Below are 19,782 nucleotides of genomic sequence, written 5' to 3'. Positions count from 1 at the left end.
ACCTACTTAGCTCCCTTCAACTTCGGTGCTGCTTCCATGCCGGAAAGACCATTCCAGCACAGATTAACGATGTGCGCGGCAACTGTTTCACGCGAAGGCTCACGCTCATCCAGCCACCACTGGGCCGTGGTGGCCACCATGCCGACGAGCGCCTGGCCGTAGAGCACCGCCAGCTCTGGGTCGAGCCCGCGGTGTTCAAAGGCCTCACCGAGGATGTGCGCGATCTGATTAACTGCTGCATTCAACAACGTGGAGAAACTACGCTCATCCCCTGGCTTGGAATCGCGCACGAGGATCAAGAAACCATCGGTTTCCTCCTCCACGTAGGTCAGCAGGGCGACGACCCCCTGCTCAATGCGCTCGCGCCAAGAACCCGTCTGTAGCGATTCCGTCACGACCTTTTCCAAAGCCACGAGCTCGCGGTCAATGACGACGGCATAGAGGCCTTCCTTGCCGCCGAAGTGCTCGTAGACCACCGGTTTGGACACTCCGGCGCGTGCCGCGATGTCCTCCACGCTGGCGCCATCGAAACCGCGCTCTGCGAAGGCCGCACGGCCAATGGAGATCAACTGCTCACGGCGCTCACGCCCGGTCATCCTTTGTCGAACCATGCCTACTACTGTATCTCCCCCACTGGGCATGGCCCGCACCAGCTAAAAGTAAGCCGCAAGCAACGGGAACGCGAGTCTTGGCCACCTGTTTAGGTCTGATACGCACCCGTCAGGTAACATGTCCTCCAGCGCTCATAATGTGGGCGCGTTTCCCCATGGTGTAATCGGCAACACTACGGTTTTTGGTACCGTCATTCTAGGTTCGAGTCCTGGTGGGGAAGCAAGCACAAACACCGCCTGGACTGCAATTATTCAGCGCTTGGCGGTGTTTGTTTTCTTTTCTTACGACCGCGCCTAAATCCCCTGATTTCAGCTTTCCGCGCAATCGACGCCACCTGCGCCGCGGTGTAGTTCAAGGGAGCAATACCAGCGCGCGGAAGCACCCACCCGCGCCAATACGCCATAACTGCTAGGCCAAAACCCACGAATGGCGAGATGACCATGCCGAGGGCAAACTTGTCGAAGTGCGCGAAGGATGCCATCACGATTCCTGTAAGCACCGCCGGCACGGCATAGAGCGGGCTGCCGCCAAAGACCGAGGGAATCTGGCCGGAAGCAACATCGCGCACCATTCCGCCACCCACTGCAGTCAAGACGCCCAAGAATACGCAGGCGATAAACGGCATTCCATGGGTCAGCGCCTTCACACATCCAGTCGTGCACCACACGCCCAAGATGACGGCATCCGCGTGCTCGAGGAAGATTTCCCAGGCCTTGCCCTTTAAATCCGTTAAAAACGCAATGAGCGCGCCCACACACGCCAGCGTGAGGTACAGCGGATCAGAGATAGCCGCTGCCGGACCGCTGGCGATCAGCATGTCACGGATCATGCCGCCAGCCAGCGCCGAAAAGAGCGCCAGAAAGACGAAGCCAATAATGTCGAATTCCCTACGGCGCGCAATCGTTCCACCAATAATGCCGTTGAGCACCACACCGATGAGGTCAAAGACCTGGTACAAGGAATGGATGAGCGGGTCGACGTCCTGAATCACAGATACTGACCATAGCGAACTACTCACATAACGATAGTGAATTTGTTGCAGTTCACTATCGCTACCCCCGTGCCGCCTCAAAGTGCCTTACTCAAGCCCATTACGTTGTTGGCAGTTCCGCTTGAAGGAACTCAGGATTCGTACTCCTAGCCCCATGCTGGGGCAGGTTATGTTTGTCTGCGTTCCTTCTGCCTTGGGGCAGTGGAACTAGTCGCTGGCTTCGGTATGGCTTGTTTTCGTCCCTGTCTGAAAATGATCCGGGGGGTGATGCCGCCGAAGGCAGTGGCATACTCCAGACTGCTAATAGGAACCTGACCCGCACAGAATGTGCGAGGTCTCAAAGTAATGTGGATGCCAGCGTGAAGTATGTCCGACCACCAGCGATGAAATAAGTCCCATACTCATTCAATTCGCTAGGAGGTCTGGCATGACCTACGACTATGTCATCGGCATGGACGTCGGTAAATACTTTCACCACGCTTGCGTCTTAGATATCGACGGCACCCAGGTGCTATCTAAGCGCATCAACCAAAACGAAAAATCCCTGCGCGCACTGTTTTCAGCGTTCAGCGCACACGACCACAAGGTCCTTGTCGTCGTGGACCAGCCCAATAACATTGGTCGACTAACTGTCGCGGTTGCTCAAGAACTCGGGATCGACGTGCGCTACCTTCCCGGTTTGGCTATGCGTCAACTCTCGCGCATCCACGCTGGCAATGCCAAAACTGATATCCGGGACGCCTATATCATCGCCCACGCTGCAAAGAACCTTCCGGAATCCCTCCGCAGCGTCGACCGCGTCGAAGAAGCCTTCCTCCAGTTGAAGGTCCTCAACGGTATCGACGAAGATTTAGCGCGCTCCTACACCAGGCTCATCAATCAGATTCGAAGTGCACTAGTAGGCTGCTACCCGCAATTCGAACAGGCCCTTCGCGGTCAGATAATTCACCGCAAGTGGGTTCTGCACCTACTTGCACGCTACGGCGGACCGACCAAGATAAAACGCCTCGGAAAGGCCAAGGCAACTGCCTTCGCTCGACGCTATAAGGCACGCAATCCTGAACCTGTCCTCGATGCCATTTTCGCTGCCATCTCTGAGCAAACAGTTGCCATTGCTGGTGCACACTATGCCGAAATGGGCGTAGCAATGTCGGCGAAGGACGCGCTTTTAAAGCTCGAGCACCGCACACAAATCGAGCAGGAAGTCATCGAGCTCATCAACGACATCCCCCACACTCAAATCCTGCTATCCATGCCAGGAATCGGACCAAAGACGGCAGCACAAATTCTCATGACCGCGGGCGACATGACCGACTTCCCGACAGCTGGGCACCTAGCCTCTTACGCTGGCTTATCACCTCGGACAAACCAGTCCGGGACCTCGATCATGTCGAACTCACTGAACCGAGCTGGCAATAAAAAATTAAAGAACGCCCTATGGCAATCATCTTTTGCATCCATCAGATTCCATGAGCGTTCCCGGCAATTCTATGAACGAAAGCGCCGTGAAGGCAAGAGACACAACGCCGCAGTAGTAGCACTAGCCCGCAGACGGCTCAACGTCCTCTACGCCATGATGCGCAACCACAAGCACTACCACGATCCCGCACCATCACAGGAAGACCTAGCAGCCTAGACACTAAGAGTAAAGATAGCCGACCGGGTAAAATCCCAGTCGGCTAGCAGCCATGCCCGAAAACAACACGACCAAACAACCCCGCAGAGAGAATCCGCCCCCAATTTCTCCACCCGCTAGGTTGACAACCTATATAGGAACACCCCCTTGACAGCCACCGTTTCCAAAAGTGCAGAGCTGGAAGTGCATTCATGCAGGTGGGCGTCGTCAAGCGCGAGGGCACTGCTTTGCGACGACCAGCAGGTCTGTACTTCCACGTCTGTACTTTTGTAGAACCGGCTCCTCTCCTATCTGCATTGCGCGTTACCGCTCTGATAGTGGGAACACTGGGGTGAAGGTTTACACTGTTACGAATTCGTTCACTCTCTCTTCTCTCGAGGTCAATCATGTCTCCTAACGAAGCACAACAACAGCCGCAACCGGCACCGAGTCAGAATCCGTTTTCCACCGCGCCACAGCCATTTGATTCCAACACGGCAGCCCAGCCTAAGACCCCCAAACCTGCATGGTGGATGGTTCCCACTGCTGCTTTAGTCGGTGTAGTACTTGGTGCAGGCGCCACCTACGCATTCACCGGTTCTAAAGAGGAACAGGTTTCCGCAGCCTCTGTAGAGCCAGTGGCCATACCATCTGGCGAGGAGAAAGTCGTCAATGATTCACACTCCGAAAATAGCAACGCTACGCCCTCATCCATGGATGATATTCCCGTGCTCGGTGAGCCAGCCATGAGTGGAACCGAGCAAGTAACCATCGACTCCGTGACACTTGCTCCGAACGTGGAAATGAAAAATGAAGATTTTTCAACTGGGGCACCGGATTCTGTCCTCGGGAATCCCAAAAACGAAGGCGCTCAATTCGTGATTGTTTCTGGAACCGTCTCTAATAAAGGAACGGCACCATTCACGGCCCGCTTCGACAATTTTGGCTTGATTGCTGATTTGAGAGGTCGCACTTACGAACCCATCGAAGACCACTGGAAAGTTTACGCTAATTGGGATATTCTCAACGATTCCGTCGGCCCAGGATTCTCCACGCCGTACACCTGGGTATTTGAAGTTCCCCATGACTTTACGCCCGCGCTTTTCGGATACGACGATCGCGGCGACAACATAATCGGCAATAACATCGCTTTTATCGACGTACGTCGCTAACCGCTGACCGCTGAGAGCGCCCGTCCAACCTCTTCCGCCGCTGGCACAGCTCGGCGCTAGCGGGCCGTGCCTACGAACGAATCGTGAAGGGTTAGGCCTTCGCCTCCGGCGTCGCATAGGGGCTGCGGGAGGAATCCACCACCTGGCCGGCGTGGGCGGAGTGGGCGGTGGCGGTTTGGTCGAAGACTAGGGCTGCTGGCTTTACGCGAACGTCGGGTTTCTCGCCTTTATTGACCATGACGTACTGCCCCATCATTCCCTCGTCCTCATGCAGCAACATGTGGCAGTGGTACATGTACGGGATGGTCTTGTCCGGGAAGTGCCCGAACTCCACCAGCAGGCGCGCGGTGACCTTCGGCGGAAGGTTCACAATGTCCTTCCACCCGGAGTTGAACACATTCATTTTCTCATCGCCGTCCCAGTCCAGAACCTTGAAGCGGGCGTTGTGAATGTGGAAGTTGTGCGGCCAATCAGAGTTCTCATTGGTCACGGTCCAGATTTCCGGGGCGTCATGATCAATGACGGTATCCACCCGCGCCATGTCCATCTGCTCACCATTAATCATGAAAGTGTTGAGCACGAACTCGCGTTCCTTGAGCCCATCCGTTGATGGGGTCTTCGCCGCGGCCGGGTCAAGCGTTGCCGGCAGGGCCGATGGCTCCGGTGCGGACTCCGCAGGCCCAGAGATGGTGAGCAGGTCGAAGGAATCCTGGAATCCGAAGTCAGCCGCATCCTTGTCTTTGGGCACCCCAAAGTTATCCTTGCGCGGCACCGAGCGCAGCGTGACCTCCTTACCGGGCTCCAAATCTACGATGATTTCGGCACGCTCGCCCGGGCCGAAGAGGAGGGAGTCGACTTCCACGGGGGCGTCGAGAAGCCCTGTGTCCGTGGCGATGACGTGGAAGGGGCCGTTGCTCAGCTCCAGTGTGTAGAAGCGCATGGAGGCACCGTTGAGCAGGCGCAGGCGAACCCGGCGCGTGGTGGCGTCAAAGCGCGCGTTGGTAATGCCGTTGACCACTGGCGTGGTACCCAGAAGGCCCAGGGTGTTATCGCTCTTCTCATCGATCTGTCCGTCTTCGGTGAACTTCGCGTCCATGATGACCACCGGGATATCATCCACGCCGTAGTCCTGGGGCAGATCAAGATCTGAGGCCACGTCGTCATCAATCAGGAACATCCCCGCCAGCCCGCGGTAGGCATGCGTAGCCGTGGCCATGTGCGGGTGCGGGTGGTACCACAGCGTGGCGGCCGGCTGAGCGATCTCCCATTCGGGTTTCCAGGTCTTGCCCACCTCAATCGGCGAGTGCGGGCCGCCATCCGAGTAGGCAGGCAACTTCATGCCGTGCCAGTGCACGGTGGTCATCTCAATGAGGTTGTTCGTAATTTCCGCGCGGACCTTCTCCCCGCGCCGAGCGCGCAGGGTGGGGCCTAAGAAGGGGCCGTTGAAACCCCATGTCCTGGTGCGGTCGTTGCCGGGGAGGACCTCCGAGTAACCGTCCTGCGCGGTCAACTTAAAAACTCGCGTTCCGTCAATAACTTCGCCCTCTTCCATCGGCGGGATGGGCAGGGCGCGCGGCTCACCGTCATAGCCCAGTGGCTCCGGCTGATTCTTCGAGGACGATGCAGTGCATGAGCTCAACCCCATCACGGCGGCACCGGCGAAGGTGAGCATGGAGCCTTGGACAAAGACACGGCGGGACACTGTGGGACGAGCGGAGATAGACATGTTTTCCAGGATAGAGATCAGGCAAACCTTAGGGCCCGGATAAGGTCGAGCCGGGCTTAAAATCACAGTCATGACTCAGAGCTCGTCACCCTCCCAGGAATCCGCCAACGCCCGCCGCTTCGTGTGGTCGAATGGCCTGCAGGGCGTGGGCGATCAATTGCTCTCCGGCAAGACCGTCCTCCCCTGGCTGTTCAGTGCGGCCGGGGTGCCGGGCTTCTTCACGGGCCTACTGGTCCCCTTGCGCGAGTCCGGCTCCATGCTCCCGCAGGCGGCCCTGACCCCGTGGGTGGTGTCCCATCCCGCCCGCAAGCGCCTGTGGGTGCTGGGCTCGGTGGGTCAGGGTGTGTGCGCGGCGATTATCGCGGCGGCTGCTGTGCTTGTTCGCGGCCCCCTCCTCGGCCTCATTGTCTGCCTCGCGCTTGCTGTTCTCGCTGTGCTACGCGCGCTGTGTTCGCTCACCGGCAAGGACGTCCAGGGCCGCACCATCTCCAAGGGGCGCCGCGGCGTGGTGACCGGACGGGCCACGCAGCTCGGAGGGGCGGTCACCCTGATTACCGGTGGCGTCCTCGCCGTTCTGGGCGAACTCCCGCGCTGGGGCTTGGCGGTGTTGCTGGCCATCGGCGCGGCCACGTGGTTTCTAGCGGCGGCGGTTTTCGCAGCATCGAGGAGCCTGTGCCGGAAAGCTCCGGCCAGAAGGGGATAAACCGCAGCTGGTGGAAGGACACGTGGCAGCTATACGCCCAGGATGCCCGCTTCCGTGGCTTCGTTAACGTCCGCGCCCTGCTGTTGGTGTCTGCCCTATCCACTTCTTTCATCGTGGTGCTTTCGCAGAACATCGGCTCGCAAGCGCTCAGTGGGCTCGGCGGCTTCGTCCTGGCCTCGGGCTTGGCCAGCCTCGTCGGCGGTCGGGTTTCCGGTGTGTTGTCGGATAAGTCCTCCCGCCTGGTCATGTCCTGGGCTGCGGGTGCTGCGGCGATCATCTTGCTGGCCATCGTGGCCTGTGCCGCGTGGGCGCCGACGGCTGTGAGCATGTGGGCGCTTCCCCTCGGATTTTTCCTGGTCAATTTGGCGCACGCCGCCATCCGCGTGGCGCGCAAGACTTATGTGGTGGACATGGCTGGTGAGGATAAGCGCACCCGCTACGTCGGGGCTGCAAACACCATGATGGGCGTCATCCTCCTCGTCGTCGGCGGTATCTCCGCCGTCATTGCACTCGCGGGCCCCTCGGCGGCCATTCTGTTCTTAGCGTGCATCGGCCTGATTGGCGCATGGCGTGCCCGAGCGCTCCCAGAGGTGTCACACGGGAAGTAGGCAGCACGCGTTATGATGAAACACAGTAAGTCCTGACCCCCAATCACAGGAGAAGCACACACTCGTGGCTGAAGTAACTGACTGCGCCGCCATTGTCCTGGCAGCAGGCGCAGGTACCCGCATGAAATCCTCAACCCAAAAGACGTTGCATGAGATTGGCGGGAGGTCACTTCTCGGCCACGCCCTCCACGCAGCCGCCGGCCTGAATCCGGAGCACCTCGTGGTCGTCGTGGGCCACCAGCGCGACCAGGTTTCCCCTGCTGTCGATGCCATCGCCGAAGAACTGGATTGTGCAGTATCCCAGGCGGTTCAGGAGGAGCAGAACGGTACCGGCCACGCCGTGCAGTGCGGCTTGAGCGCTCTACCGGACTTTAACGGAACCGTCATCGTGACTAACGGTGACGTTCCACTTCTGCGTCCGGAGACTTTGCGCCAGCTGCAGGAGGCCCATACCGGCGAGGGCAATGCCGTAACAGTTCTGTCCATGACGCTGGAGGATCCCACCGGTTACGGCCGCGTGCTGCGCGCCGAGGATGGATCCGTCACCGCCATCGTGGAGCAGAAGGACGCCTCTGAGGAACAACGAAAGGTGCGCGAGGTCAACTCCGGCGTCTTTGCGTTCGACGGTGTCGTGCTTCGCGACGCTTTGACGAAGCTCAACTCCGATAACGCCCAGGGCGAGCTCTACATCACCGATGTTTTGGAGATTGCCCGCGAAGACGGCCACCGCGTTGGTGCGTACGTCGCCGCCGATCCGGAGGAGCTCTCCGGCGTCAACGACCGCGTGCAATTAGCTCAAGCCGGCCGCCTGCTCAACCGCCGCGTGGTTGAGGAAGCCATGCGCGGCGGCGCCACCATCGTTGACCCCGACACCACCTGGATCGGTGTCAACGTGACCATTGGCCAGGACGTCACCATTCACCCCAACACCCAGCTGTGGGGTGCCACGACCATCGCCGATGGCGCCGAAATCGGCCCCGACACCACGCTGACCAACATGCAGGTTGGTGAAGGCGCACATGTGGTGCGCACGCACGGCTTCGACTCCGTCATTGGCGGCAACGCGCAGATTGGCCCGTTTACCTACATCCGCCCCGGCGTCATCGTGGGTGAAGAAGGCAAGCTGGGCGGCTTCGTCGAGGCAAAGAAGGCACAGATCGGCCGCGGCACCAAGGTGCCTCACCTGACGTATATCGGTGACGCCACCGTGGGTGATTACTCCAACATTGGTGCTTCCTCCGTCTTCGTCAACTACGACGGCGTCAACAAGCACCACACCACCATCGGCAGCCACGTGCGCACCGGCTCGGACACCATGTTCATTGCCCCCGTCACCGTCGGTGATGGCGCTTACTCCGGTGCGGGTACAGTGATTAAGGACGACGTTCCTGCGGGAGCGCTCGCGGTCTCCGGCGGCAAGCAGCGCAACATCGAAGGTTGGGTGCAAAAGAAGCGTCCGGGCACGCCGGCAGCAGAAGCCGCCGGCAAGGCACAGGACGCCGAGGCTGACGAATAGACCACTAACTAACGACAAGTAAAGGGATATCTACCTATGACTGGCAAGGTTACCGGCAGCAGCAAGAACATGATGCTCTTCACTGGGCGCGCTCACCCAGCGTTGGCTGAGGCTGTGGCCAAGGAGCTCAAGACCGATCTGGTTCCAACCACCGCGCGCGATTTCGCCAACGGTGAGATCTTCATTCGCTTCGAGGAGTCCGTCCGTGGTGCCGACTGCTTCGTGATGCAGTCCCACACCCAGCCGCTCAACAAGTGGTTGGTGGAGCAGCTCATCATGATCGACGCGCTCAAGCGCGGCTCCGCTAAGCGCATCACCGCCATCCTGCCCTTCTACCCATACGCACGCCAGGACAAGAAGCACCTGGGACGCGAGCCTATTTCCGCCCGCCTGGTGGCAGACTTGCTGGCTGCTGCTGGTGCCGACCGCATCGTGTCCGTGGACCTGCACACCGACCAGATTCAGGGCTTCTTCGATGGCCCGGTAGACCACATGCACGCGATGCCGATCTTGGTGGACTACATCAAGTCCAAGTACCCGCTGGACAACCTCGCTGTGGTCTCCCCCGATGCTGGCCGCGTGAAGGTGGCGGAGAAGTGGGCGCACGAGCTTGGCGACGCCCCACTCTCCTTCGTTCACAAGACCCGCTCCACTACCGAGGCCAACAAGACGGTGTCCAACCGCGTCGTCGGTGACGTCGAGGGCAAGGACTGCATCCTGCTCGATGACATGATTGATACCGGCGGCACCATCGCGGGCGCTGTCCGCGTGCTCAAGGAAGCCGGCGCCAAGTCCGTGGTTATTGCGTGTACCCACGGTGTCTTCTCCGACCCAGCCCGCGAGCGGCTGTCCGAGTGCGGTGCTGTCGAGGTCATCACGACCGATACCCTGCCGCAGTCCACCGAGGGCTGGGACAACCTCACGGTCCTGTCCATCGCCCCGCTGCTGGCTCGCACCATCCACGAGATCTTCGAGAACGGTTCCGTGACCACTCTGTTTGAGACTCACTAGATTTGGTTCTGCGACAACGCTGCTGCTAAAATCTTGTGCGTCTCGGCGAGGGAGAAATCCGTTATCGACGCGATAGCACAAGTTAAGCAGTGAATCTTGTATTAAGCCTGCGATGACTCGTCCAAGACGTCCATCGGCAGGCTTTTGTCGTATCTACACGGTTCTTCATGAGCCCTTGCCGCACAACGATACTTTAAGGAGATTTACTTATGGCTTCTGAGCGCCCCGTATTGAAGGCTGAAGTCCGTTCTGAGTTCGGCAAGGGCTTCGCTCGCCGTCTGCGCGCTGCAGGCAAGATCCCGGGCGTCGTCTACGGCCACGCCGTCGACGTTCTGCACTTCGCCGTTGACCGCCTAGAAATGACCGCACTGGTCCGCAACCACGGTGTCAACGCCGTGTTCGAGCTGGAGCTCGAGGGCGAGCAGCACCTCGTCATGGTCAAGCACATCGACCAGAACGTCCTGACCTTCAACATCGACCACATCGACCTGCTCTCCATTAAGCGTGGCGAGAAGGTTGAGGTCGAGGTTCCGGTTGTCCTCGAGGGCGAGCCGGCTCCGGGTCTCATGTCCATCCAGGATGCCGACGTCCTCCTCGTCGAGGCAGACGTGCTCAACATTCCGGAAGAGATCGTCGTGTCCATCGAGGGCCTCGAGGACGGCACCGTGGTCACCGCCGGCGAGGTTTCCCTGCCGGAGGGCACCACCCTTGCTGCCGAGGAAGACACCGTCATCGTCTCCATCTCCGAGCCGGAGGTTGATGAGGACGTCGAGGCTGCCGCTGAGGCTGCTGAGGAAGGTGGCGCTGAGGCTGGCGCCGAGTCCGCCGACGAGTCCGCTTCCGAGGAGAAGAAGGACGAGGAGTAAACTTCCCCTCACCTATCTAACGCACCGCGCCTGCCCCCAGCTTTCTGGGGACGGGCGCGGTTCGCCGTTTTTCGCCCCTACGCTGTTTAGAATGGGCAGCGTGACTTCTTCTCCCTTTCTCGTCGTTGGTCTAGGAAACCCCGGCCCGAAGTACACCGGTACCCGCCACAACATCGGCTTTGACGTGGCTGATGAGCTAGCCCACGAGCTATTCGCTACCTTTTCAGTTCACAAGAAGACGAACACCGATATAGCCGAAGCGCGGCGTGGGGACACCAAGGTGATCGTCGCCAAGCCGCGCAGCTTTATGAACCTGTCGGGCGGACCCATCAAGGCCCTCGCCCAATACTTCAACGTTCCTCATGATCACATCATCGTTGTCCACGATGAGCTGGAGCTCGACTTCGCCACCATCAAGCGGCGCTTAGGCGGCGGGGACCACGGCCATAACGGGCTGCGCTCCACCACGAAATCTCTGGGCACCAAGGACTACCAGCGCCTTTCAGTCGGCATCAGCCGCCCGCCTGGGCGCATGGACCCAGCCGCATTTGTGCTTAAAACATGGAACAAGCAGGAGGCGCAGGAGGTCCCCATCATGTGCGCCGACGCGGTCGATGAGATTCTTCGCGCGCTAAACTAACTGCCATGAAACTCGCTACCCTCCGCACCAGTTTTGGCACCTGCGCTATCCGTATTGACGGCCCCAACGTGGGCACCGAGCTGGATTATGAGGACGTAGGAGAACTGCTCGCCAGCCCCGATTGGCACAAAGCTGCGCAGCTCTCCGGTGAGCCCGTGGTTTTTGAAGATTCCGATCTCGCCCCCGTCATCCCGAACCCAGGAAAGATCATCTGTGTCGGCGTTAACTACGCCAAGCATGCCCGTGAGATGGGCCGCGAGCTGCCTACACAGCCCACGCTTTTCATCAAGTTTCCAGAGGCTCTGACCGGCCCTTTCGATGACGTCTACGTCCCGGACTATGCCACGAAGAAGCTAGACTACGAAGGAGAACTCGCCGTGGTCATTGGGCGCCGTGCGCACCGGGTGAGTGCGAAAGATGCGCTGGATTACGTGGCCGGCTATGCCATTATGAACGATTACACTCTGCGGGATTATCAGCGCGCTACCACGCAGTTCCACGCCGGTAAATCCTTCTACCGCACCGCCGGCTTCGGACCGTGGTTGACCACGACTGATGAATGGGCCCCGGGCAAGGCCGCGCGGCTAGTCACGACCGTCGATGGTGAAGTCCGACAGGACGATAGCACCGATGACCTCATCTTCTCCGTCGCCGAGCTCATCGCCTTCTGTTCCTCCCTCTACCCTCTCAATCCAGGCGATGTCATTGCCACCGGAACCCCGGAAGGCGTGGGCTTCGCGCGCGGCGAGGAAGCACTGCTTGGCGACGGCTCCCGCACCCGCATCAGTATCGAAGGGCTCGGCGCGATTGAGAACACCACTCGCTTCGGCGAACCTCCCGCTGCCGAGGGCTGCGGCGAAGGCTGTACCTGTCACGGCCGTTAACATTCAGCCTTATCCAGGATCTTCAGCGAAAACTGACAGGCTTCGTTAGGGTGGGACACCACACGTGCCCGACTGACCAAGGAGGATGAGCCTCAATGACTCTTTGCTCCCGCTTCACCGCCGCAGGCCTCGCACTATGCGCCAGCACCGCGCTGGTTGCGTGCTCTTCAGATAAAGAGGCCGATCCCGCCCCGACGCCGACTCCCGCGTCTGTGGAAACCGTGACGGAAACAGCCGTTGCAACTGGCGCGGACCAGGGCGATGATGATGACGACGATGACCGCGATGACGACGCCCAGCAGCCTGCAGACACCGCTGCTGCCGGGGACGCCGGAAATGCAGTGGATTCTGGGAAACTCACCGGCGATGACGCATTCGAGAAAGCTTTAGCCCATGCCGGCGTTGATGCCCAGGCCGTCACGGAGAAGGAAGTCGACTACGACGATGGTGATGACGGCAAGGGCCCGCACTGGGAGATTGAATTCAAGGCTAATGGCCAGGAACATGAACTCGACGTCGACGCCGCCAGCGGCGCGGTGACGCAACACGAGGTTGACTAAATACCTCCCAATTCGCCCCACTTACCTAACCCCCGCGGTTAGGTATTTTCCCAGCTAAGCGGTAAATTTAGAGGTATGAGTTCACAGTCTAAGAAGTCTGCCACCAAGCCGCCGAAGCTAGACAAGCAAGCCTATGAGGACGAGCTCAAGCGCCTCCAAGCAGAGCTCGTCGAGATGCAGCAGTGGGTCGTTGAGACCGGCGCCCGCGTGGTCATCATCATGGAAGGCCGCGACGCCGCCGGCAAGGGTTCCGCCATCAAGCGCATTACGCAATACCTGAACCCGCGTACCTGCCGCATCGAGGCGCTGCCGAAGCCCACCGACCGCGAGGCGGGCCAGTGGTATTTCCAGCGCTACATTGAGAAGCTGCCCACCGCAGGCGAGATCGTCATCTTCGACCGCTCGTGGTACAACCGCGCCGGCGTGGAGCGTGTCATGGGCTTCTGTTCCCAGCAAGAATACGTGCGCTTCCTCCACCAGGCTCCGCTGCTGGAGCACATGCTCATCGAGGATGGCGTCATCCTTCTTAAGTACTGGTTCTCCGTTTCTGATGAGGAGCAGCTCGCACGCTTTAAGTCCCGCCGCAACGATCCGCTGCGCCGCTGGAAGCTCTCCCCCATGGACTTGCAGTCCATTACTCGTTGGGAAGACTACTCGCGCGCCAAGGATGAGATGTTCGTCCACACCGATACCCCGTCCTCCCCGTGGTACACCGTGGAATCCGAGGACAAGAAGCGCTCGCGCATCAACGTGATCAACCACATCCTCAAGATGGTTCCGTACCAGCACGTAGAGCAGGATGTCCCTGAGATCCCGGATCGCCCCGAGCTCGAAGCCGAGTACGTCCGCCCGCCGCGCAACGAATTTGCCTACGTCCCGGATGTCGCCGCCGATTTGGAGCGCGACAAGGTCAACGGCAACGGCTCCGGCAAGAAGCAGGGAAAGAAAAAGAAGGGCAAGAAGGACAAGAAAAAGAAGTAGTACTTTCGGCATGTACTACCATGGCCGTCTATGAGCTCTTCCCGCACCGCGCGTACCTTCCTGTCCTCGGTGCATTTGGGGGACGCGCTACTCGCAGGAGTCGCGGGGCTCGTAGCGGCCTTTTATTGTGCCTTGGCGTTTTCCTCTTCCGGAACGGTGGAAGTACTCGAGGCTCTCTTGTCGCTGCTGTTCATACCGTTCTTCCTCGTGTGGCGCTCGAGGCCAATCGTGAGCGCAACAGGATTCCTAGTTCTGCTCCTGGCCTGGGCTGTCATATGGATGAACCAGCTCCCCACCAATAGCGGCCTCACCCCGTGGGCGCTGACCGCCCCCATGGCCGTGTACACCACCTCGCGGTACATCACCCAGAGGCTGGTTCCGCGGGTGGTCCTCCTCATCACCGCACTCGGTACCTTTATCTCCCCCTTCATGTGGCGCATCGACACTGAGACTTACCTTCTGCGCTATGAGGTAGACACACCCTTCCTTGCCATGGTGGTGGCCCATTGGGCAGTGCTGGGCAGCACGTATTTCATCGCTGCCCGGTATTTTGACCGTGATCGCCAACGGGAGATACTAGCCCGCGAGCGCTTCCACCAGGCACAAGAAGAAGAACGCCTCCTCATTGCACGGGAACTGCACGATGTCCTTGCCCATTCCCTCACCCTGATTAAGGTTCAGGCTAATGCAGGCATCGTTGCAGCGAATACGGACTCCGGCGCGGCTGAAGAAGCACTTCTTTCGATCCGCGATAATGCGGATACCGCCTTGGGCGAGGTTCGCGGAATCGTCGCTGCCTTGCGCTCACCCGGCCCCACGGCTCTAGAGCCTGCTCAACAACTTGAGCACATCGAAGGAATCCTCGAAGGCTTCCGCGCTGCTGGGCTGAAAGTCGACGCAAACCTCCCAGCTGAATACGCCGTGCCGTCGTTGGTGCAGATGGCATTGGTGCGCATTACCACGGAGGGCTTGACGAATGCTCTGCGCCATCAGGGCGTCGGCACGCATGTCGTGGTTGAGCTTGTACTTGATGACGCCGCCACGCTCACCCTCACCTCCACCAATCCTCATCCCACGCCAAGCAACGTCGCGGGCAGCGGCGTGGGCTTAGTCGGAGTTTCGGAACGAGCCCGTTCGCTCGGCGGTCGCCTCGACTATTCCGGCGATGCTCATTCCTTTTCCTTGCACGCACAGATACCGATGAAGGAGACCAAGGATGCAACCCAGCAGCTCTAGAATCCGCGTCTTATTGGCCGATGATCAAGCAATGCTGCTCTCAGCACTGGCTACCATCCTCACTGCGCAAGAAGACATCGAGGTCGCGGCAACCGCTGCCACGGGGGCGGACGCCGTGACAGCAGCGCTGAGCCACCACATTGATGTGGCGATCCTCGACATTCGCATGCCCGGTATGGACGGCATTGCAGCGGCTCAGGCCATACTCGAGCGAAAGCCCGAGTGCCGCATCATTATGCTCACCACATTCAATGATGAAGAGCTCGTGGCGCGATCCATCTCCGCTGGCGCCCACGGTTTCCTGCTGAAGGATGCCGACCCAGAGGTTCTTGTGACCGCCGTACGCAACGTGGCGCAAGGAGAATCGGTACTGGCCGCCGAGGTAACCGGCCCAGTGCTAGAGGCTTATCGCTCAGCGCTGACACGCGATACCCTCAGCGCCCAGGAACGCCAAGGACTCAGCCTCGTAACGCGCCGCGAGATGGAAGTGCTTTCACTCATCGCGCGTGGTGCTACAAATGCGGAGATAGCCGCCGACATGGTCATCGCAGAAACCACGGTGAAAACTCACGTCTCCGCGCTCATGTCTAAACTCGCCGCACGTGACCGAGTGGCCCTCGTTCTCTTAGCGCAGCGTGCTGGGGTTGCCTAAGCTCCTACCACGGTAGGAGGTCTGCTCGCTGAAGACCATCATGCAGGCGGATTCCTTCATGATGCGCCCCGGCGATACTGCATTCTATGAATTGCGATATCTCTTTTGAGCACATCTCGAAATCTTTCGGTCGGCAACGAGTCCTCGATGATGTTTCCTTCCACATCTCCCCTGGCCGCGTGCATGCGCTCCTCGGGCGCAACGGAGCAGGAAAGTCGACGCTCTTCTCCATCCTCTTAGGTCTCCTGCCGCCCGACTCGGGCTCCATCAACGTGGCGGGCCAACCATGGAGCCGCAATGTGCTTCGCCGCATTGGTGCCTCAGTGAACGGGCCAGCCTTTTATGGCCATCTGTCTGCCTCGGCGAATCTTCGCGTTCACGCTCGACTTCTGGGCCTTCCTGATTCCGAGATTGACCGGGTTCTCTCCATCGCTGGGCTCAACGGCGTTGGCTCCAAGAAGGCGAAATCCTTTTCCACTGGTATGAAGGCCCGCCTGGCGTTAGCGCAAGCTCTCCTCGGAGATCCAGAGGTACTTGTTCTTGATGAGCCCCAGAATGGCCTCGATCCCCAAGGCATCATGGAATTGCGAGAGCTACTACAACAACTAGCCGCGGCTGGGCACACCGTTATCGTCAGCTCCCACCAGCTTGGAGAGGTCCTGCACCTTGCCCATGACATCACCGTCTTGGCCGAGGGCACGATTCGCTATTCCGGTTCCCTGCACGAGCTAGCTCCACGTGGTCAGTTGGAGGAGGAATTCTTCCGACTTACCTCACCTGGCCACCCCTCCCAAGCGCCTACCAACCGGGGAGGAGAGTCACGTGCCTAAGCACACTACTGATCCTCGCCCGAGTTACCTTTCAGCAGAACTACTGCGCAGCCGTGGAAGCACCTTACAGTGGTTGCCTTTACTTGCTCTACCGCTGGTCATCATGACGGTGATCTTTTCATCTATGGCATCGGTGCACAGTGATGCCACAGGCGTCTTGGCTTGGCAATCCTTATTTGTTACCGGCATGTACGCCCCACTTGTTGCGCTATTCGCTGCGATCCCAGAACACCGTGAGGCCGTTACCCGCAGCGGCGGGACGCAGTGGAGAAACCTCAACCCGCGTCGGGAGAACGCTGTCCGGCTTCTCGTCGTCATTGCCAGCATTGCGCTCTTCCACATGCTGAACTTTGGTGGTTCCTGGCTCGCTGTCGCCATCCAGGGGCGCGAGAACCACGAGCTTATCCTCATAGCCGGGCTTTATTCTTTCCTTGGTGCACTTGGCATTGCCGGGCTTTCCGCTGCCTGTGCCCGCAGACTGAGCTTCGCCTATACACTGGTTGCTGCGGCCCTGTGGCAAATACTCAGCATCCTTCCGAACACTGTTGAATCAGGCAAGTGGTGGGCCTTTCCCCCAGCATGGCCACAACGACTGCTTTTACGCACATTGCGTATTCACCAGAACTCGGTGCCTCTTGAACCACACGACCCACTTCTAAACAGCAGTCCACTACCGGCTTTCATATTGTGCGTCATCCTCGCCGTGCTCGGAGCACTAGCCGCGGTCTACACGCCGCGACGATACCGGCCTAAGCTCTCGCTGCGACACCGTTTCGCGCGATCTGCAACGGCCCAGGCTGACGCCGACGTGGCTGATACCACCGTGGAAAAAGCCCAAGTATGGCAGCCAACGAACCACCCACGTGCGGCGGCACAGTCCTCGCTGTGGTCTACGCTGCTAGGACTCCACCGTGCAGCTTTTAGCCCAGCGGTGTTCTCTTGCCTGATGCTCAGCATTCTGGCGCTAGGCTTTGTCGCCCTGCTCTACCCCGCTAACTACGTCGAAGGTTTCTTTTACTTCTTTCTGCTGCCGGTCGGCGCAGGTATTTTGCCTGTCCTCGTATGGCCGCGCATGTCAGATTCGTGGCCGCTGGTGTATATGGAAACACGGTTCGGCACATCCGGAATCCTCATGTGGTTTTTGTCCGTCATCGTGGCGGTTTGCGCTGCCGCATACCTGGCCAGTGCGCTCGCAGGTGGTGATGGCGCTGCACAGTTTTCCGCTTTGCCCCTTGCAGTTGGGGTGGGCTATGTCATCGCAGCTGTATCACTCATTCTGGTGATTCGCTTCGGCACTGTGAGCGCTATCGCTCTCACAATCGTGGGGACGATTGTCTCCGTCACCTTGGGCGGCGATGTCTTGGCAGATACCGGTCTGTGGGTACTCGCCTTCCCCGCCTGGCCTTTGGTTGCAAACTCACCTTTGCGCTATGCCGTCGCTGTGGTGTTGGCCGCAGTGCTCGGTGTGGCCGCAACATTGCGCGCACGGCATTTACTCCATACTCAAGCGCTGTCTTCCCGCTAAAACTGACCAATCTGACGAAAACAGTCTAGATTTTTCAATCCCAGGCCCTACTTTTGGCAGATCGGGCAGTTGTGCGTGTGAAGCATCCTGGCAAGCTTAGGGATGAATCGATAACGACCCCAAAACAACGAAACACCGCCCGCGCCATGTGGCGAGAGCGGTGTTCGTGTTCTAGCGTTTAGAGCTCAGAAACATCGACGCGCTTCGGGTAGACCACCGGGCGAGCGCCGGCGATTTCCTCGACGATGCGGATGACCTGGTTGGAGTAGCCGAACTCGTTGTCGTACCACACGTAGAGCACGAGGTGCTTGCCGGAGGAGATGGTGGCGAGACCATCGACCACACCAGCGTGGGTAGAGCCCACGAAATCAGAGGACACAACCTCCGGGGAGGCAATGTAGGAGATCTGCTGGCGCAGGTCGGAGTGCAGGGAGACGTTGCGCAGGAAGTCGTTGACCTCATCGCGGTTGGTTTCCTTCTCCAGCTCGAGATTGAGCACAGCCATGGAGACATCCGGGGTAGGAACGCGGATGGCGTTACCGGTGAGCTTGCCAGCGAATTCCGGGACAGCCTTGGCCACAGCCTTGGCAGCACCAGTCTCCGTGAGCACCATGTTCAGGCCGGCTGCGCGGCCGCGGCGGTCACCCTTGTGGAAGTTATCAATGAGGTTCTGGTCATTCGTGAAGGAGTGCGCGGTCTCCACGTGGCCGTGGACCACGCCGTAGCGGTCGTTGATGACCTTGAGCACCGGTGTGATGCCGTTGGTGGTGCAGGATGCGGCGGAGAGGATCTGGTCGGAATCCTCGATATCGCCGTGGTTGATGCCGTAGACGATGTTTTTCAGGTCGCCCTTGCCCGGAGCGGTCAGCAGCACGCGAGCCACACCCTTGGACTGCAGGTGCTGGGACAGGCCTTCGCGGTCGCGCCAGACACCGGTGTTGTCCACAACGATGGCGTTGTCGATGCCGTACTGGGTGTAGTCGATCTCCGCGGGGTTGTTGGCGTAGATCATCTGGATCTTGGTGCCGTTGGCCCAGATGACGTCGTTCTCCTCGTCGACGGCGATGGTGCCGTTGAAGGCACCGTGGACGGAGTCACGGCGAAGGAGGGAGGCGCGCTTGAAGATGTCAATGTCACCCTTCTTGCGCACGACGATGGCGCGCAGGCGCACGCCGCCATAGGCAGCTTCGCGGGCAATCAGGATGCGGGCCAGCAGGCGCCCGATGCGGCCGAAGCCGTAAAGAACGACGTCGGTGGATTCCTTGTCAACACCAGCGCCGACGAGCTCCACGAGGGTCTCCTCGAGGTAGTTGCGCAGGTTATCGGAGCCGGACTCCTGGAAGCCAGTGGCCAGGCGACCCAAGTCGATGGAAGCGGTGCCCAGGTTCATCGAGCACAGTTCCTTGAGGATGGGCAGGGTCTCTGCGGTGGAAAGCTCACGCTCAGCGATGCGGCGGGCGTAGCGGTGCGCCTTGATGATGTCGATATCGGTCACACCGATGAGCAGGCGGCCGTAGATAGAGGTGACAACGTTGTTATTGCGGTGCAGCTGGTGGATGAGCGGGATCATCTCTTGGGCCAGCTCCAGGCGCTCGTTCCAATCCTCGTGCCCAATGTGCGCGTTCGAAGTCACGTACTTTGTATCCTTTACTCG

Annotated in this window: 17 protein-coding genes and 1 pseudogene; 14 read left to right on the top strand and 4 right to left on the bottom strand. The window is 59.5% G+C overall.

Annotated elements, in window-relative coordinates; all coding sequences use genetic code 11:
- Nucleotides 1–2 precede the first annotated feature (2 nt).
- On the bottom strand, nt 3–611 hold the full coding sequence (locus R3O64_RS04675; RefSeq protein WP_070520882.1) for a TetR/AcrR family transcriptional regulator: 609 nt from the start codon (nt 609–611) through the stop codon (nt 3–5).
- 248 nt (nt 612–859) lie between these two features.
- Nucleotides 860–1,600, bottom strand: coding sequence for a trimeric intracellular cation channel family protein (locus R3O64_RS04670; RefSeq protein WP_210383662.1), 741 nt, complete (start codon nt 1,598–1,600; stop codon nt 860–862).
- Between the two features lie 430 nt (nt 1,601–2,030).
- On the opposite strand from R3O64_RS04670, the gene R3O64_RS04665 reads away from it, so the two are divergent.
- Nucleotides 2,031–3,239 (top strand): IS110 family transposase, encoded by a 1,209-nt coding sequence (locus R3O64_RS04665; RefSeq protein WP_005297392.1) that lies wholly within the window; start codon nt 2,031–2,033, stop codon nt 3,237–3,239.
- Between the two features lie 386 nt (nt 3,240–3,625).
- Nucleotides 3,626–4,390: a hypothetical protein gene (locus R3O64_RS04660; RefSeq protein ID WP_339017403.1), complete on the top strand. Its 765-nt coding sequence runs from the start codon at nt 3,626–3,628 to the stop codon at nt 4,388–4,390.
- Nucleotides 4,391–4,481: 91 nt separating this feature from the next.
- Here the strand turns inward: R3O64_RS04660 and R3O64_RS04655 are convergent, their stop codons facing one another.
- Nucleotides 4,482–6,116 (bottom strand): multicopper oxidase family protein, encoded by a 1,635-nt coding sequence (locus R3O64_RS04655; RefSeq protein WP_339017402.1) that lies wholly within the window; start codon nt 6,114–6,116, stop codon nt 4,482–4,484.
- Nucleotides 6,117–6,186: 70 nt separating this feature from the next.
- Between R3O64_RS04655 and R3O64_RS04650 the strand changes: the two are divergent.
- The 12 genes and pseudogenes from R3O64_RS04650 to R3O64_RS04595 all read left to right on the top strand — a co-directional run bounded on the left by R3O64_RS04650 (nt 6,187) and on the right by R3O64_RS04595 (nt 18,128).
- Nucleotides 6,187–7,427 (top strand): annotated as a pseudogene (locus R3O64_RS04650) (MFS transporter).
- Between the two features lie 64 nt (nt 7,428–7,491).
- A complete protein-coding gene (gene glmU, locus R3O64_RS04645; RefSeq protein WP_339017401.1) occupies nt 7,492–8,943 on the top strand; it encodes a bifunctional UDP-N-acetylglucosamine diphosphorylase/glucosamine-1-phosphate N-acetyltransferase GlmU in 1,452 nt (483 codons plus the stop codon).
- A 36-nt stretch (nt 8,944–8,979) separates the two neighbouring features.
- A complete protein-coding gene (locus R3O64_RS04640; protein ID WP_070520869.1) occupies nt 8,980–9,954 on the top strand; it encodes a ribose-phosphate diphosphokinase in 975 nt (324 codons plus the stop codon).
- A gap of 209 nt (nt 9,955–10,163) precedes the next feature.
- A complete protein-coding gene (locus R3O64_RS04635) occupies nt 10,164–10,820 on the top strand; it encodes a 50S ribosomal protein L25/general stress protein Ctc (protein ID WP_070529222.1) in 657 nt (218 codons plus the stop codon).
- A gap of 91 nt (nt 10,821–10,911) precedes the next feature.
- On the top strand, nt 10,912–11,460 hold the full coding sequence (gene pth / locus R3O64_RS04630; RefSeq protein ID WP_339017400.1) for an aminoacyl-tRNA hydrolase: 549 nt from the start codon (nt 10,912–10,914) through the stop codon (nt 11,458–11,460).
- A 5-nt stretch (nt 11,461–11,465) separates the two neighbouring features.
- The gene (locus R3O64_RS04625; protein WP_339017399.1) at nt 11,466–12,344 is read left to right on the top strand and encodes a fumarylacetoacetate hydrolase family protein; all 879 of its coding nucleotides are present in this window, start codon (nt 11,466–11,468) and stop codon (nt 12,342–12,344) included.
- A 95-nt stretch (nt 12,345–12,439) separates the two neighbouring features.
- Nucleotides 12,440–12,904, top strand: coding sequence for a PepSY domain-containing protein (locus R3O64_RS04620; RefSeq protein WP_232770831.1), 465 nt, complete (start codon nt 12,440–12,442; stop codon nt 12,902–12,904).
- Between the two features lie 75 nt (nt 12,905–12,979).
- Nucleotides 12,980–13,885 carry a polyphosphate kinase 2 gene (gene ppk2, locus R3O64_RS04615; RefSeq protein ID WP_070447108.1) on the top strand — a complete coding sequence of 302 codons (906 nt, stop codon included), beginning with the start codon at nt 12,980–12,982 and terminating at the stop codon, nt 13,883–13,885.
- A 30-nt stretch (nt 13,886–13,915) separates the two neighbouring features.
- Nucleotides 13,916–15,121 carry a sensor histidine kinase gene (locus R3O64_RS04610; RefSeq protein ID WP_339017398.1) on the top strand — a complete coding sequence of 402 codons (1,206 nt, stop codon included), beginning with the start codon at nt 13,916–13,918 and terminating at the stop codon, nt 15,119–15,121.
- Nucleotides 15,102–15,773 carry a response regulator gene (locus tag R3O64_RS04605; RefSeq protein WP_070515891.1) on the top strand — a complete coding sequence of 224 codons (672 nt, stop codon included), beginning with the start codon at nt 15,102–15,104 and terminating at the stop codon, nt 15,771–15,773. The genes R3O64_RS04610 and R3O64_RS04605 overlap by 20 nt, the downstream gene beginning before the upstream one ends.
- Before the next feature lie 86 nt (nt 15,774–15,859).
- On the top strand, nt 15,860–16,603 hold the full coding sequence (locus tag R3O64_RS04600; RefSeq protein WP_339017397.1) for an ATP-binding cassette domain-containing protein: 744 nt from the start codon (nt 15,860–15,862) through the stop codon (nt 16,601–16,603).
- Nucleotides 16,604–16,790: 187 nt separating this feature from the next.
- Complete coding sequence (locus R3O64_RS04595; RefSeq protein WP_339017396.1) at nt 16,791–18,128, top strand: hypothetical protein; 1,338 nt, start codon at nt 16,791–16,793, stop codon at nt 18,126–18,128.
- A 178-nt stretch (nt 18,129–18,306) separates the two neighbouring features.
- On the opposite strand, the gene R3O64_RS04590 is transcribed toward R3O64_RS04595, so the two are convergent.
- Nucleotides 18,307–19,761: a glyceraldehyde-3-phosphate dehydrogenase gene (locus tag R3O64_RS04590; RefSeq protein WP_250223702.1), complete on the bottom strand. Its 1,455-nt coding sequence runs from the start codon at nt 19,759–19,761 to the stop codon at nt 18,307–18,309.
- Nucleotides 19,762–19,782 lie beyond the last annotated feature (21 nt).

This window comes from Corynebacterium hesseae, assembly GCF_037850265.1.
In the GTDB taxonomy this organism is placed as follows: domain Bacteria; phylum Actinomycetota; class Actinomycetes; order Mycobacteriales; family Mycobacteriaceae; genus Corynebacterium; species Corynebacterium hesseae.
Note: the sequence above shows the minus strand (reverse complement) of the source record. Positions and strands in the feature narration are given on the sequence as shown.